General features: G+C 61.8%; 14 protein-coding genes. 13 read left to right on the forward strand and 1 reads right to left on the reverse strand.

What is annotated here, in order from left to right; translation table 11 throughout:
- Window positions 1–8 precede the first annotated feature (8 nt).
- The 7 genes from P5540_07940 to P5540_07970 are packed head-to-tail and all read left to right on the forward strand — an operon-like array spanning window position 9 to window position 5,323.
- Window positions 9–2,408: a DNA adenine methylase gene (locus P5540_07940; protein ID HRT64746.1), complete on the forward strand. Its 2,400-nt coding sequence runs from the start codon at window positions 9–11 to the stop codon at window positions 2,406–2,408.
- Between the two features lie 24 nt (window positions 2,409–2,432).
- The gene (locus tag P5540_07945; protein ID HRT64747.1) at window positions 2,433–2,798 is read left to right on the forward strand and encodes a hypothetical protein; all 366 of its coding nucleotides are present in this window, start codon (window positions 2,433–2,435) and stop codon (window positions 2,796–2,798) included.
- A gap of 20 nt (window positions 2,799–2,818) precedes the next feature.
- Window positions 2,819–3,685 carry a hypothetical protein gene (locus tag P5540_07950; protein HRT64748.1) on the forward strand — a complete coding sequence of 289 codons (867 nt, stop codon included), beginning with the start codon at window positions 2,819–2,821 and terminating at the stop codon, window positions 3,683–3,685.
- 14 nt (window positions 3,686–3,699) lie between these two features.
- Window positions 3,700–4,047 carry a hypothetical protein gene (locus P5540_07955; protein HRT64749.1) on the forward strand — a complete coding sequence of 116 codons (348 nt, stop codon included), beginning with the start codon at window positions 3,700–3,702 and terminating at the stop codon, window positions 4,045–4,047.
- Window positions 4,034–4,540, forward strand: coding sequence for a hypothetical protein (locus tag P5540_07960; GenBank protein HRT64750.1), 507 nt, complete (start codon window positions 4,034–4,036; stop codon window positions 4,538–4,540). Before P5540_07955 ends, P5540_07960 begins: the two co-directional genes overlap by 14 nt.
- Window positions 4,528–4,845, forward strand: a complete 318-nt coding sequence (locus tag P5540_07965; protein HRT64751.1) for a hypothetical protein — start codon at window positions 4,528–4,530, stop codon at window positions 4,843–4,845. The genes P5540_07960 and P5540_07965 overlap by 13 nt, the downstream gene beginning before the upstream one ends.
- A 58-nt stretch (window positions 4,846–4,903) precedes the next feature.
- Complete coding sequence (locus P5540_07970; GenBank protein ID HRT64752.1) at window positions 4,904–5,323, forward strand: hypothetical protein; 420 nt, start codon at window positions 4,904–4,906, stop codon at window positions 5,321–5,323.
- 69 nt (window positions 5,324–5,392) lie between these two features.
- Here P5540_07970 and P5540_07975 read toward each other — a convergent pair whose 3' ends face one another.
- Window positions 5,393–5,905, reverse strand: a complete 513-nt coding sequence (locus tag P5540_07975; protein HRT64753.1) for a hypothetical protein — start codon at window positions 5,903–5,905, stop codon at window positions 5,393–5,395.
- A gap of 389 nt (window positions 5,906–6,294) precedes the next feature.
- Between P5540_07975 and P5540_07980 the strand changes: the two genes are divergently transcribed.
- The 6 genes from P5540_07980 to P5540_08005 all read left to right on the forward strand — a co-directional run bounded on the left by P5540_07980 (window position 6,295) and on the right by P5540_08005 (window position 14,694).
- Window positions 6,295–6,867 (forward strand): hypothetical protein, encoded by a 573-nt coding sequence (locus P5540_07980; protein HRT64754.1) that lies wholly within the window; start codon window positions 6,295–6,297, stop codon window positions 6,865–6,867.
- The gene (locus P5540_07985) at window positions 6,860–7,117 is read left to right on the forward strand and encodes a hypothetical protein (GenBank protein HRT64755.1); all 258 of its coding nucleotides are present in this window, start codon (window positions 6,860–6,862) and stop codon (window positions 7,115–7,117) included. Before P5540_07980 ends, P5540_07985 begins: the two co-directional genes overlap by 8 nt.
- 2 nt (window positions 7,118–7,119) lie before the next feature.
- Window positions 7,120–8,976: a phage tail sheath subtilisin-like domain-containing protein gene (locus P5540_07990; protein ID HRT64756.1), complete on the forward strand. Its 1,857-nt coding sequence runs from the start codon at window positions 7,120–7,122 to the stop codon at window positions 8,974–8,976.
- A 12-nt stretch (window positions 8,977–8,988) separates the two neighbouring features.
- Window positions 8,989–9,456: a phage tail protein gene (locus tag P5540_07995; GenBank protein HRT64757.1), complete on the forward strand. Its 468-nt coding sequence runs from the start codon at window positions 8,989–8,991 to the stop codon at window positions 9,454–9,456.
- 11 nt (window positions 9,457–9,467) lie between these two features.
- Entirely contained in the window at window positions 9,468–10,148 is a 681-nt protein-coding gene (locus tag P5540_08000; GenBank protein ID HRT64758.1) for a hypothetical protein, read from the forward strand.
- A gap of 142 nt (window positions 10,149–10,290) precedes the next feature.
- Window positions 10,291–14,694: a phage tail tape measure protein gene (locus P5540_08005; GenBank protein ID HRT64759.1), complete on the forward strand. Its 4,404-nt coding sequence runs from the start codon at window positions 10,291–10,293 to the stop codon at window positions 14,692–14,694.
- Window positions 14,695–14,700 lie beyond the last annotated feature (6 nt).

Raw genomic sequence — 14,700 nt, forward strand, 5'->3', positions numbered from 1 at the left:
AGAACCGCATGGAACTGTTTGCAACGGACCTGGAGCGGCTTGGCTTCCTGCTGGAGGCCGATGCCGCTTTTCAGGTTGAGTTGGGCGCTCTGGAGGCGGAAGCCGCCTCGGATGGCGGCGCGGGCGCGCAAGAGGAACTGCCGCCGGAACAGCGCCCGAAGTACATCACGAACTACATCGGCTCCAAACAGAAGCTGGTGGACTGGATCTGGCGAAACACACCGCAGGACGTGAAGTCGGCGGTGGACGTGTTCTCGGGTTCAGCGGTCGTGGCGTACATGTTCAAGACCAAGGGCCTGAGCGTCGTGGCGAACGACCGGCTCCATTACTGCCACCACGCGGCGCGCGCCATAATTGAAAACAAGTCCATCCGGCTCTCGGACGATGACTTGGAGATGCTACTCGGGGACAACCCCAAGGCGGGCAGCTTTGTCCAGGACAACTTCAAGGGCATTTTCTTCGCCAAGGGCGTCCATCAGCTTATCGATGTGATGCGCGCCAACTGCGACCGGCTCGAAGGATTCAAAAAAGACATCGCCCTGTTCGCGCTGGGCAAGACCTGCATGAGCGGCAAGGGCGGTTTCGGTCATTTCTCGTCCTCGACGGGCTATGGGAGGCGGCAGGATAACCCCGAGGAGTTCAAGGAACGCTTCGCGGACAACGTGCGGCGCATCAACGCACTCGTTTTCGACAATGGCGAGGACTGCAAAGCGCATTGCGAGGACGTAAATGCCCTGCTTCCGAAGGTCAAGGCGGACTTGGCCTACTTCGACCCGCCCTATGCCACCGAGTTTTCGACGACCAACTACGAGCGGTCCTATCACTTCGTCGAGGGGCTCATGACCTATTGGAAGGGCCTGACGCTCCGGGCGGACACGAAGGTCAAGTATTACGAGACCGACCACAAAACCGTCACCAAGGTCAATGCCTCGGAGTTTTTTCAGACTTTCCTCGGCAGCGCGCGCCACATTCCCCATTGGCTCATATCGTATCGCGATCATGCGTATCCGAACGAAGAGGAAATGAAGACCATTATCGCCGGTCTGGGCCGCGACAGCCGGATGCAGAGCAAGGAACACCATTACAACATCACCTCGCGGCATGGGGAAGCCTCCAACGCCCTGGAACGGCTTTTCGTCTGCCGGAGGTCCTCCGGCACGAAATCCAGCCACATCCCGGGCGCCGCGCCGCTTTCCGCCGCCGCGAACTTCCACACGACCATTCCTGTCGAGGTGTTGTTTGAGAGCCATGAAGGCCTTTCCGCCGAAGCCATGCGCTCCGGGCCGGATGGCGACCCGCAGTTCACCTTCGTGCTGTGCCGGACGGGCACCAACAAGAACGGCGACCACTTCACGGCGGAGGAACTTTCCAGCCGCCACATGACCGCCGTGAACAAGAAGATCGACCTGCAGCACTCACAGGACTTCGCGGACATCGTGGGCGGTATCGTCGCGGCGGACTACCTCGAAGACGAGAAGGGCGGCCGTATCGAATGTGTCGGCGAACTCTACGTGCAGGAAAGCGAACATGCGCGGCTCGCCCACAAGCTCATGCGCAAGGGCATCATCGCGCAGGTCTCGATGGAATGCGACTACGCCGAGGGCGAGTGCTCCGTCTGCGGCAAGCGGGTCAAGAACAAGAACGACTACTGCCCGCACCTACGCAAGATGAAGGGCGGCGAATCGGGCGGCAAGCCCGTCTATGAAATCCTCCACGGCGTGACCTTCACAGGGCTGGGCCTCCTCGACCGCAAGGGCGCGGACGAGAACGCCCGGATTCTGCAGGTCGCCTCGCAACAACCAGGCAACGATCCATCCAAAGGAGATTCCGACATGGACGAAAAGACGAAGAAAGACGAAGAAAAGGCAGCCGAGGCGGCGAAGAACAAGCCCGCCGGCGGCGCGCCGGAGAACCCGGGCACGGACGATCCGCAGAAACGGATCACCGAACTCGAGAAGGAGAACAAGGCGCTGAAGGCCAAGGTCGCCGAGCTGCAAAAACGCGTCGAGGAACTCGAAGCGGAACGGCAGGCGGCGGCGAACAAGTCCCGCGCCCGCAATCTGCTCGCCAAGCTGGAAAAGCAGGGCGTGGATTTCGGGGGCGACGACGAGCGGGAAATGGAACTGAAACGGCTGACGGAGCTTTCCGACGAGGCGTTTGCCGCGACCGAAGCGGCCTTCTCGCGCATGGCGCGCAAGGCCAAGGCCGATGCGCAGGCGAAGGAGGAAAAGCCGGACAAACAGGAAAAGAAGGAAGCGGCCAAGACCGAGGACGACCCGCCCATGCGCAGTGATGCCGGGGTGCGTCCGCGCGATGTGGACGACCGCAAGACCAGCCTTGAAGACAAGCTCCGCGACGGGTTCATGGCGGCCTACGAGTCGCGCGTGGGCACCGCCGCCAACCAGTAACAGGAACACACAGGAGAAACGAACATGCCATTCATCAATCCGTGTCACCGAGGTCTCGCCTATGGCGATGGCCATATCCAGGGCGCGGGCACCCTCGGCCAAGTGGTTTCCATCGCCGGGAACGACCTGTTCGCCGTGAACACCGACCCCACCGCGCCGTCCTTCGGGCTGCTGATTAAAGACTACGCCTCGGGCGAGATGCCCGGCATCTACTGCATGGGCGGCGTCTACGAGACCGACGTATTCGAGGGAACCATCAATGCGGACGACGACCTAAAGGTCTCCGCGAACGGCAAACTCACTGGCGGAACCATCGGCGAAGGCGAACTGGTCGTCGCGCGCGCCATTTCCGTGGCCGGCGGAACGCTCAAGTTCCGGCTGCTCGTCTGAGGAAAGGAATCCCAATCATCATGAAAACCAAGAACGTGAACATTCACAGCCAGGAATACATGGAGACCATGGCGCGGCTCATGAGTGAGGCGCTCGAGTCTCCCGAGGGCATGCGCGCCCTGGCGGCGGCCGTTGCCGCGCCCATTGAGCAGGAGATCAAACGCAAGGAGATCTCCTCGCTGCTGCTCACGCAGCATACGCTCCCGAAGGGCGAGCGTCCCGTCTACCAGAAGAAGCCTACCGTGAAGGCGCATTGGATCAGCACGGAGGGCGAGGCGCGGGAACAGGAGGTCGGCAAGGACGAAGTCGAGTTCCCGACGAACCGCATCCATTCCGCGCCGATGGTGGACATCTCCGTCTTGAAACACGGCAACATCGGCACGCTGACCGACATCCAGACCGGCGCGGCGGACGAAATCCGCAAGGAAATCGACAAGCGCACGCTTACCGTCATCTCGGCGGCGGTGCCCGCGGCGAACACGGTCGAGATCTCCGGCAATGCCCTCACGGCGGACGGCCTCAACGAAGCCATTTCGATGATCGAGGACATGGAACTCGCGGTGAAGTACATCGTCATGCGCGGGCGGCGTTTCAACGACATGCGCGGCTGGGACCTCGATCCGCAGACGAAGCAGGAATTGCGCGCCAAGGGCGTCATCAAAAACTACGGAACCGGCGGCATTCTGCTGACCTCGTCTATGCCGTTGAACGAAATCCTCCTGGTGCCTGACGAGGAAGTCGGCAAAATGCCCATACGCGAGGCACTCAAGACCGAGGCCATCGAGCAGAAGACCCGTTTCAAGACGGGCTGGCTCGTGTGGTCGGAACTGGGCCAGGGCGTCACGCGTCCGGATATCCTCACGAAGATCAAGATTCTCGGCGGTTGAGGAGATTACGAGCCATGGAGAAACTGAAGAACGTACGCCGGGGCATGCTCGTGATTGCCGATGCGGGACTGAAGCTGAAGCCGGGCCAGACCGTCGAGGTGGAAACGATCACGAAACAGATGGAGGCGCTGGTCGCCTCCGGACATCTGGCGCGGATTGACAAGAAGCCGGAAGAGTCGGGGCAGGAACAGGCGCCTGAGACGCCGAACCTGCCCACGATGACCGCGCAGGAGGCCATCGCGAGTGCGAATACGATGGATGATCCCGACCGCGCCAAGGCGCAGATGCGCACCGAGAAGCGGCGGTCGGCACTGGATGCGCTCGGCCAGAAGAAGAAGGAACTGACGGGTGGCAACGAGTGATTTGCTGGCCGTCTTGCGCACGGACCTCGGCGACAGCGATGCCACGCTATTCGACGAGAATACCCTGACGCGGTGTCTGCACAGAGCGGCGCTCATGCTCGCCCGCGATTTGGAGATGGTCTTTGCCATCGTGGACGGTGAGATCGTGCCCGCGCCGGAGGGCGTGGAACAGGAACTCCTGCTCCTGCTGGCCCGGATTCACGCGTGCGAAATCATGCGTTCGCGGACGGCGAATGCCTTCGCCTTCAGCAGCGGCGATAAGCGGGTGGACAAGAGCAGGCAGCCTGAACAGTGGGCGAAGCTCGAAGCCGACTTGCGCGAGCAATACAGGTCGCGACTAAAGGAGGTGAAGCCCGAGGCCGCTCTTGCCGAGGACGACTATTTCGTTCATCCGGGGCATATCGCCCCGGTCATCTATGAGCAGGGAGTAAACGTATGTCCTTACTGTCAGGCCCAGAGCGCGCTACGGCCGTGTCCGACGTGCGGGCGTTGATATGCGCCACGGGCCAGGAGGCCACCATCCTCCGCCGGGAGGCCGGCGAGAATCTCTATGGCCACGACGAGGGACAGTTCGATGAAGTGGGAACGATTCCCCTGGAGTTGAATCGCACGCCTCCGGACGACCTGCCCGGCGACATCGACGCGGTGGCGTCGGTATTGCCCGAGGCGGATGTCCGTGCCGAAGACCGGCTTGCTGCCGACGGCGAGACGTACCGGATACAGGCGGTGGTTGAAGAGCGACTTTTCGGCGCGGTCACGCACAAATCCTTGCGGCTGGTGAAGATCCATGCCGGTTAGGCGCACGGGAGATTGGGCCAAGGCCAAAGCCGTTCTTGGGAATTCGCTTGGACCTCGCATGGCGGCGGCGTTGCGAGCTGCGACGGTGAAGAACGCGCTGTTGCTCGTGCGGGAGATTCAGCGGGGCATCAAGAGTCAGGCGCCCGGCGGCGTGCCCTTCGCAAAGCTCGCGGAAAGCACTATCGACCGGAAAGGCTCCAGCAAGGCCCTTATCGATACGGGATTCCTCGTCAACGCCATCACACAGAAGATCATGGCGGACAAGGCCTTTGTCGGGCTTTTGCGGGGGACGGTCAATCCCCAGGGCGAGGACGTGGTGAACATCGGCGCGGTCATGGAGTACGGCGCCACCATCCATCACCCCAATGGCGCGACCATCATCATCCCCGCGCGTCCGTTTCTGCATCCGGTGATGGAGCAGTATCGCGAAGAGGTTCTGGAGAATTACCGGCAGGTATTGAGGGCATTGGGCTTATGACCGGAATCACTGCAAGAAGACATACTTGTGATGAACCTGTCGTGTTTGCAGGTGGCTTCGTCCCTTTCCTTACGCAATATCCCAAACAACTTCGCAGGCCAAATACTCCCTCAGAACGATACGAACGACAACGCTTGAGGTTTCAAAAACCATGTAACGATACTGATGCTCCTGGACTACGATCCAATTGCCGTCCTGATGGGGATCGGGAGGAACACCGCATGCCCTGTAAAATGCACGGCAGCCTATTTCGGGCCATCCAGAGATTTCGTCAACAAGTCCCCGCTCGAATTGTCCTCGGTCGCTCTCTGACAATAGAGCCAGTGGAATTGCTGTTATGTTATTCGGGCTCTCTGTTCTTGATTGATTAAGCTCATATGCAACGTGGCCGCGTGCCAGTTTAAGCAATACGTTTCTCACTCTCTCCAATTCCGGTTGCCATGTGATTTCTTCATTCTCGTCCACATGTTTGGCATCAAGAAGGCGATCGGCCAAGCTGGGTTTACGCGTGAGTATATCTCTGACTCGCGCATGCTCAAGCTCTTGCGGGTCGACGGAACCTTTCAGGACAACTTCCAGCAAACAGGACAAGTATTCCTCGTCCAAGGAGAAACTCTGATTGCATTCTCTACACGCTGGAACAACGGGTAGGCTCGCCGGAAACGGTTCATCAAGTAGGATTTTCGACGGAACATGGTCCCGCGTATCCGGCTCTCCTCCGCAATAAACACAGCCCAAACGGAGTCGCTCATCTATGCACAGTTGTCGGGGGTCCATTTCAATCTCCTGGCTGAGCAGCCGCTAAAGTTCCTTATCCACACGAGTCCGTGCTGGTCAGATTGAAATAACTATATCTGAAGAATCTCCCTCATGACATCTCCTCAAGCGTGTCCGCAGTATAACCCTCAACCCGACAGTTTTCCCTTTCTTCCGGTAAGTAACCATCAGAGTGCTTACTGGAGGACCGTGGTTTGAGCGCGATTCGGAAAGTCGTCGAGAAATTCATCCGGCTGGCGAAGCGGGACATCCATCCGGATGCCGTGCTGGTCGCGGCGGAGGATGTCTTCGAGGTGAAGCGAACCCCGAGTGTTTTGCTGCAGGGTCCGGTGCTCACGGAGAACACGGTCCGGCGGACGCTGGCGCGGTTTCTTGAGCGCGATGTCCCGGCGCTTTCCTACGAGGAATGCAATGCGCCGCGCCTCTACCACCTGGACTTCGACATCATCGTCACGACGGCCGCGGAACCGGAACTGCTCGAGTTCCAGGAGCGCGTTGCGCGGTTCTACCAGGTCCATCAGGTGCTCGACCTGTCGCCGGACGGGACGCTCAATCTCACCGAGCTTACCCCGCTGGGCGGTCTGAAGCGCGTGAACCTTTCCAACCTGCGCCAGGCCAGCGGCCGCGCGCGGATCGAGGACTGTCCCGTCTACGACGGCATCGTCCGCGAGGGCAAGCTCACCCGCGACCGTACCTTCCAGTACACCGGCGGCATCGAAGAAACCCGAACCCATGAACCCCCTCTACAAGGAGAAAACCATGATTGAAGTGAAAAACCTTCTGTTTCAGCCGCTGACTTTCCAGTTGGCGGACGGTACGAGCCTGCACCTTGGGCCGCGTGAACGCCGCACCATTGCCTCGGACCTGGTATCGCCGGAACTCGAGCAGGCCCAGCGGCGCAACTACGTGGACCTCCGCGAAACCGAGCAACCCAAAATCGCAGCGCCGCTGGAAACCTCGTCGCCGTCTCCAGCCAAGGTCATTTCTGGCGGGAAACGCACGCGGAAGGGCAAGTAACCATGACGACACAACTATCCCCCGGCGTGATGGTCCGCGAGACGGACTTCAGCTTCTACGTAAAGCAGATCTCGACCTCTTCCGCGGCCATGGTGGGCATCGCGGAACGCGGTCCCATCAACAAGCCCACGCTCGTAACGAGCTGGGAACAATTCATAAACACCTTCGGCGGCTATATTGCCGCCGGATACCTCGCCTATGCCGCGCGCGCCTTCTTCGACAACGGCGGCGCGGTGCTCTGGGTGAACCGCGTCGCCCATCTGACCGATCCGACGGACCGGAGCACGCTCACGGCGGAGAAGGCCACGGCCACACTCACCGGACGAAATGCCGTTGCGGCGGTATTGCGTTCAGGCACGCCGGGTACGGACCGGATCACATGGACCGCCAGGAATCCTGGCGTGGCGGGCAATGCCATTTCCATCGCGCTTATTGCGGCGGGCAGCGATACCCCGCTGTCGGTTGAAGTTACGGGGACGGCCATCACCGTCCATCTGGCCACGGACGACACGGGCGAGGCAATCACTACGGCGGACGAAGTGGTTACGGGTGTCACGGCGAACCTCGCAGCGTCCGCCTTGGTGTCGGCGGCGACCGTGGACAGCGGTGTGGCCGCAGCCGCCGCGCAAGCAACGCTTGCCGGAGGCGCAAATTCCGCGGGCACACTCGAAATATCGGCGATCAATGAAGGTGCCTGGGGCGACCGGCTCTCCGTGGAAATCGCGGACAATAACCTGGACCCCGCGAATGTCTTTGACCTCACTGTGCGTTACAAAGGCAACGTGGTCGAGGTGTTCAAGGGTCTGTCCATGGACGAGTCCTCCGCGAACCATGTCGAATTGGCCGTCAACGGGAAGTCCAACTGGATCACCACGCGCGACCTTTCCGTAACCACGGGCCTCGCGACGGACCGGCCCGCCGTGGGCAATCAAACGCTTTCCGGCGGCGAAGACGGTTTGGCGGACCTTTCCGACATCGATTATCTGGGCGACCCTTCCCAGCACACGGGCGTCTATGCCTTCGATGAAGTGGATGCGCTGAACATACTGTCCGTCCCCGGTGTGACCACGGCGCCCGTCATCAGCGGCGCCGTCGCCTACGTGGAAGGCAGGCAGGACCTCATCTTTTTGGCGGATACACCCATCCATCTGGAACCGCAGGAGGCCGTGGATTTCCGCAAGGGCCAGGGGCTCTATTCGCACGCGGCCTTCAACTCCTCCTATGCCGCGCTCTACTACCCGTGGCTGGAAATCACCGACCCGATGACGGGGAAATCGAAGCTGATTCCGCCTTCCGGCGCGGTGGCCGGGTGTTACGCCCGCAGCGACCAGAAGACCGAGGTGTGGTACGCGCCGGCGGGCATCGACCGGGGCCGCGTCTTGAATGCGCTCTCGGTGGCGTACAAAACCAGCCGGGGCGAGCGCGATGTTCTGTACCCCGAGGGCGTGAACGTCATCGCCGTGTTCCCCGATACGGGTATCAACATCTGGGGCCAGCGGACGCTGCAGAGCCAGCCGTCCGCCGTGGACCGTGTCAACGTGCGGCGGCTCATGATGTTCATGGAAGAGGCCATCGCGGAATCCTCGCGCTTCGTCGTCTTCCAGCCCAACAATCCACAGACCTGGCGCGCGCTGCTGCGGCTCATCAAACCGTTCCTGCAGGACATCAAGGACAAGGGCGGACTCTACGATTTCGCGGTGCAATGCGACGAGGAGACCAACACGCCCGCCGTCATCGACCGCTACGAACTCATCTGCCGCGTCTTCGTCAAACCCACGAAGACGGCGGAATTCATCGAACTCAACTTCATCATGACCGATACCGGGGCGACCTTCTCGGAAGTCCTCGGCAACGCATAGGAGGTATCCGCAATGCGCAGTGGCAACATGCCGAAGAGCCTCTATCAGAACTGGCAATTCGCCATCGAGGTGAACGGCTTCGACGTGGCCCTGTTCCAGAAGGGCCAGGAACCGACGACGGAATTCGAGGAGGTCGTCTTCGCGCCGGGCGGCTCCATGTTCGACCAGAAGGTGGCGGGCCGTGTGAAGTTCGACGACATTGTGCTGGAGAAAGGCATCCTCCAGGACGGCACCGACGAGGCCACGCTCGACTGGCTGAAGCAGGAGGTGGACGTGAACGCGACCACCGGCGGCCTGCCGAACGACTACATGCGCGATATCGACATCGTGCGCTATGACCGCTCTGGCAACGAGACGCGGCGCTGGACGCTGCACGGCGCCTGGGTCAAGAAGGTCGAGTACACCGAACTCGAGGGCGGCAACACGGAAAACACCATCGAGTCGCTAACCATCTGCTACCAGTTCTGGACGGACGATTGAGGAGAACCAACATGCATACCTTCGAACTTCCCAGCGGCATCGAGGCCGCGCTGCGTCCCATTACCGGCAACGAGGAATCGCTGCTTACCGACCGCCGCCTGATGAAGAACGGCGCGGCGGTGAACCAGGTGCTCCTGAACTGCCTGGAGAGTCTCGGCGGCAATGACGCACCGGCCATGGAAGACGTGCTCGGACTGCTCAGCGGCGACCGGCTTTTCCTGCTCGTGAAGCTGCGCCAGATTTCCTTCGGCGACGAGGTGGCGTTGTCGCTCCACTGCCCGGACCCGTATTGCGGCGAGGACAATCCGGTCGAGATCAATCTCGAAGACCTCACGGTCACACCCTATCCCGCCGAGCGCGAGTTCCGGTTCAAGCTGCCGAAATCGGAGAAGGAAGTTGTCTTCATACCGCTCGATGGACACATGGAAAAGCGGCTCGTGGCGCTGAAGAATCCGGGCATCCATTCCGCCATGCTCATGCGCATCAAGGAACTGGGCGGCAAACCGCCGACACGCAAGACGTTCCTCGACCTGCCCGCCTATGACCTCAATGCGCTGCGCGCGGAAATGCGCGCGAAGGACGGCGGCATCGATACGGTGATCAAGACCAGTTGCCTCGCCTGCGGCGCGGTCATCCAAACGCGGCTGGAGGCGGAACCGGCTTTTTTATTCCCCCAGGCGGCCACCCTCTGACCGACGCCTTCTTCCTTGCCTACGGCGGACTGCACTGGAGCTATGGCGACGTGATGGCCATGCCCGCGCACGTCCGCCGCCGCTTTGTGGAGATGCTGGAAACCCAACTCGAGTATGAGCGCAAACAGATGGAGCGCAGGAAGTGAACGATCTGGGACTGGGCGTTGTCGTTTCGATGAAGGATGCGTTTTCGCGCAACGCGATGCGCATCGAATCATCCATGCAATCGCTGGACGCGTCCGTCGCGGCGGCCAGCGAGCGGATGACGCTGAATCTCGACCGTATCCAGAAGGGCACGATGATGATTGGCGCGGGCCTGGCCATGCTCGCCGTTCCCGCCGCGCTTGTGGCGTCGACAGCAGAAACGCAGAAGGCCCTCGGCGAACTCTCGTCGGTGGGCGTGAAGGACCTCAACGCCATCGAGAATGCGGCGGAGTCCTTCACGAACCAGTGGGCCGGAACGCGGAAAGCCCAGTTCATCACCGCGACATACGACGTGAAATCCGCACTGGCGAACCTGAGCGACGAGGCCGTCGGCATCTTCACGAACATGGCGGCGATCACCGGCAAGGCGACCAAGGCCACGACGGACGAAATGGTCGGCACGTTCACGACGGCCTACGGCATCTTCAAGCCCATCATGGCGGACATGAGCGACATGGAATGGGCAACCGCCTTCTCCGGCGCGTTGTCCCAGACCGTGGCCGCCTTCAAGACCACCGGCCCGCAGATGGCCGACGCCATCAAGAACATCGGCGCGGTCGCGGCGGCATCCAGAGTTCCGATGGAAGAACAACTCGCCATCCTGGGGCAGCTTCAGACCACCATGCCCGGCTCCGAGGCGGGCACCTTATATAAGGCGTTCATGATGAAGGCCGCCGAGGCCGGAGACGAACTGGGGTTGTCGTTCACGGATTCCGCGGGGCGGCTCAAGGGCGTCATCCCCATCCTCCGCGAATTGCAGAGCCAGTTTCCGGACCTGTCCCAGGCGGCCGCGCAGGTGACGCTCAAGAAAGCGTTCGGGTCCGACGAGGCCGTCAAGTTCGTGCTGCAGATGACGCAGGGGATGGACGCGCTGGAGACGAATATTCAGTCCGTTGGCGACGCGATGCGATCCGGCGCGACGGTGACGGAAACCATGGCCAAGGCCATGAACATGGACATCGGCTCGCAGTTCACGCTGCTCCGGCAACAGGTGAGCAATCTGTTCGAGATACTGGGCAAGACGCTGCTGCCCGTCATCGGGCCGGTCATCGGCGGAATCTCGAAGGCCATCCTTGTGCTGCAACGCCTGGCAAAATCCGTGCCCGGCGTGACGCGCGTGGTCCTGACGCTGTCCATGGCGCTGGGCGGCATTCTCGTGGCGGCGGGCGGCGTCATGGCGGGCATCGGCATGCTTGGACTCGCCCTGCCGGCCATCAAGGCGGGCGTCTTGGCCATCGGCGCTTCGGCGGCTGGAGTTGGCTCGGCCATTGCCGCATGGTTCCTTCCCGTCACGGCGGCCATCGCGGGCATTGTCCTGGCGGTGTACCTCCTGAAGAAGGCTTGGGAGACCAACTTCGGCGGCATCCGCGACATGGTCGCGGGCGTCTGGGAAAAGGTCCGGCTCGCGGTCCAGGGCATCCAGGCGCTGGTAAGCTCCCTGAATGGCGGCGTCGGGCAAATGTCCGCGGAATTGGCCCAGAAGCTCGAGGCGGCGGGACTCATGGGCTTTGTCACCACGGTCTTCCAAGTCTATTACCGGGTCCGGGAGTTTCTGGCGGGGCTGTGGGGCGCGTTCTCGGAAGCGTTTGGACGCGTCCGCGCGATACTCGAACCCGCCGTGCAATCGCTCATGACGGCCTTCGGCGCGCTGGGCCGGGCGGTGCTCTCCATCCTGGAGGTCTTTGGCGTGGCGGCCGGCGCCACGGATGGCGCGGCCTGGCGGAGTCTCGGGCAGGTCATTGGGACCGTGGCTGGCGTGCTGCTGCAAGGTCTGGCCTACGCCCTGCGCGTCGTGGTCTGGAACCTGTCGCTGATTGTCCGGGGCTTGGCCATCGTGGTGCGGGTCGTGACCTGGGCGGCAAAGATAATCGTGTCTGGCCTGGTATGGGCGGGGCAATTCGCCTATCGCTTCCTGTTGCCCGTACGCATGATTGCACAGGCTTTCGTGGCGGCGGGCAGGATCATTCACGCGGTCTGGCGGGTGCTGACCGGCGACATGTCGCTGGTGGACGGACTCAAGGCCATCGCGGGCGCGGTGGGGCAATTCCTGTTGACCCCATTCCGATGGGCAAAGGACGTTCTTGCCGGGTTGTGGTCAGGGTTGAAGGCCATTCCGTCAGTTATCGGCAGCCTCTTTTCCCGACTGGGTGACGTCATACTTCTTCCATTCCGGCTCATTGGGCGCGTCTTCGACTGGATTCGCGGACTCTTCACCGGTGATGGCGGCGGCATGCTGGGGAATGTGTTCTCCTTCGGCGCTTCCATTCTTCGAACGCTGGGCGAAGGTATCTTGTCTCTGGTCCTGTTTCCTTTGCGCTTACTTCGTGATGTGTTCGAGAAGGTCATCGGCTTCTTCTCCGGCGGCGAAAGCGGATTGTTGAGCCGGGCATTCGAGTTCGGCGCGGGCATTCTGAAGTCGCTGGCGGGCGGGATCGTGAGCCTGTTCACCGCGCCGCTCGAAGCGGTTGCGTCGCTGGGCGGTGCCCTGCTATCCGCGCTGGGCCGGATTCCCGAGGGTATCGCCAGCTTGTTCTCCGGAATCGGCAATATTCTCGCCGCGCCGTTCCAAGCGGGCGCCTCGGTGGCCGGGGCCTTGTGGGAAACGGTGCGGACAGGCGCATCGTCCGCCTTCGAGACGGTCACCGCTGCAGCCCAATCCATCATACCGGGGCTGCAATCCGTATGGACCGGCATCAAGGAGGGCCTGAACGGATTCGCACAGGGCGTGCAATCCGCCGCGACGGGTATCCATGACGCCATGACTGGCGCCTTCGCACGTATCGGTGAGCGCGCCACCGCGCTGTGGAATGGTCTGCGCGATGGTATGGCTTCTGTGGTAGGCGCCATTCAGTCCGGTCTGGCGAGTGTGGCCTCGGCGACTGGAAATGTGCTTGGGAAGGCAAAAGACATCGCGGCGAGTGTCGGTGGCACGGTCATGGATGTGGGGCGTGGCGCACTCCAGGGCGTGGGCGACGTGGCCGGCGGCATCTGGGGTGGCCTGAAAAGCGCCGCTTCCTGGGTGGCCGGAACGGAAACGCCGCAGCCCGTGGGTACACCACCTCCGCCTCCGGTTATTGTGCCGGTGGCGGCGGTCCCCGCTGTCACGCAGCAGGTTTCGCTCATTCCCAAACTGCGCGAGGAACTCATGCCCCGGGCGTTGGAGGCCGTGCTCAATCTGAAGCCCGTGCTTACCGAACAACTGCCCAAGCTCTTCGCGGAAGTCATGCCGCGGCTCGACACTTCGCTGATTCCACGGACGTTCCAGGCCGCACTACTTTTGACGCCGGTAATGGCCGGGGCCGTGCCGGATACGTTTGTGGCAAAGAGTATTGCGCAGCCTGCGCCGATCACGATGGTGCAGACGCCTCAAGAGCCTGTCTTTTCCGCGCTTGCAGTACCTCCTCGGGACGTAGAAGCCGTTGCCCGCCCGGTGATTCCGGAATCGCCCGCCCTTCCGCTCGATGCGGGAATGAATATGGCCAGGATTCCCGCGCCGGTTGTCACTCCACGCATAGCTCTGCCCGAAGCATCGGCGATGAACGTCCCGGTCTCGGCGCAGTTACGGGATATTCCACGAGCACTATCGGCCGTGCCGCTGGATGTTGTTCCGCGCCCCGTTCCGGAACTGGAACTCGGGGCGAACCTTCGACCCCTGAGCGTGCCCGCGCTTGATACGAGCATTGCCGGAAACGTCATTGCGTTTTCACCTGAGTTGCCGGACGTAAGCCTGTCCGCGCAATTGCTCCCTGCCGTGCCTGGCACGATGAATGTCCCAGGACGGGTCGACCCGATCACGATTGGGCCATTTTCCGGCGAGCCCGAATTCGAGGCTCCGCTTCACTTGTCGCCGGACGTTCCCGCGTTGCCCAGTGCGGCGCTTGCCGCGCAAGTTCAACCGGATGTCCCCTCGTTGGCGCTGCTGCAGCTTCCCGCGATTGTGTCGGCGGCGATGCCACGGCTCGCACCGGCGACAATGCCGCTCCAATGGACGATGCAGGAACCAAGTCTTCCGGGCGCGGTTCCTGTTGACCTGCTGCCACAAGCCCTTGGACCTATGCCACCGGTTACGGTTGCCGCTCCGGAACTATCGCCTGAGTTGCCTGTCCGGCGCATGGAAATTCTGACGGATCAGCGTCAGCGGCAGGGCGACGCAGCGGAAACAACACAGGAGCGTGACGCCTCGCTCCGCATGCTCCTGGAAGGCGTCTTGGCGCGGTTGGATTCCGTGGCCGAGCGGCCCATTGACCTCGCGGTGACCACGCAGATCGACGGGCGCGTGGTGGCCGAGGCCGTATACAAGGACATGCGCGAACAGAAGATTCGCAACTATGAAACGTTGTGAGGAGTA

It is taken from the genome of Candidatus Hydrogenedentota bacterium, assembly GCA_035450225.1.
Lineage (GTDB): Bacteria > Hydrogenedentota > Hydrogenedentia > Hydrogenedentales > SLHB01 > DSVR01.

Excerpts from the sequence above, each read along its gene's own strand:
- P5540_07940 (HRT64746.1), top strand. The coding sequence starts at position 9 with ATGGAACTGTTTGCAACGGACCTGGAGCGGCTTGGCTTCCTGCTGGAG.
- P5540_07945 (HRT64747.1), top strand. The coding sequence starts at position 2,433 with ATGCCATTCATCAATCCGTGTCACCGAGGTCTCGCCTATGGCGATGGC.
- P5540_07950 (HRT64748.1), top strand. The coding sequence starts at position 2,819 with ATGAAAACCAAGAACGTGAACATTCACAGCCAGGAATACATGGAGACC.
- P5540_07955 (HRT64749.1), top strand. The coding sequence starts at position 3,700 with ATGGAGAAACTGAAGAACGTACGCCGGGGCATGCTCGTGATTGCCGAT.
- P5540_07970 (HRT64752.1), top strand. The coding sequence starts at position 4,904 with ATGGCGGCGGCGTTGCGAGCTGCGACGGTGAAGAACGCGCTGTTGCTC.
- P5540_07985 (HRT64755.1), top strand. The coding sequence starts at position 6,860 with ATGATTGAAGTGAAAAACCTTCTGTTTCAGCCGCTGACTTTCCAGTTG.
- P5540_07990 (HRT64756.1), top strand. The coding sequence starts at position 7,120 with ATGACGACACAACTATCCCCCGGCGTGATGGTCCGCGAGACGGACTTC.
- P5540_07995 (HRT64757.1), top strand. The coding sequence starts at position 8,989 with ATGCGCAGTGGCAACATGCCGAAGAGCCTCTATCAGAACTGGCAATTC.
- P5540_08000 (HRT64758.1), top strand. The coding sequence starts at position 9,468 with ATGCATACCTTCGAACTTCCCAGCGGCATCGAGGCCGCGCTGCGTCCC.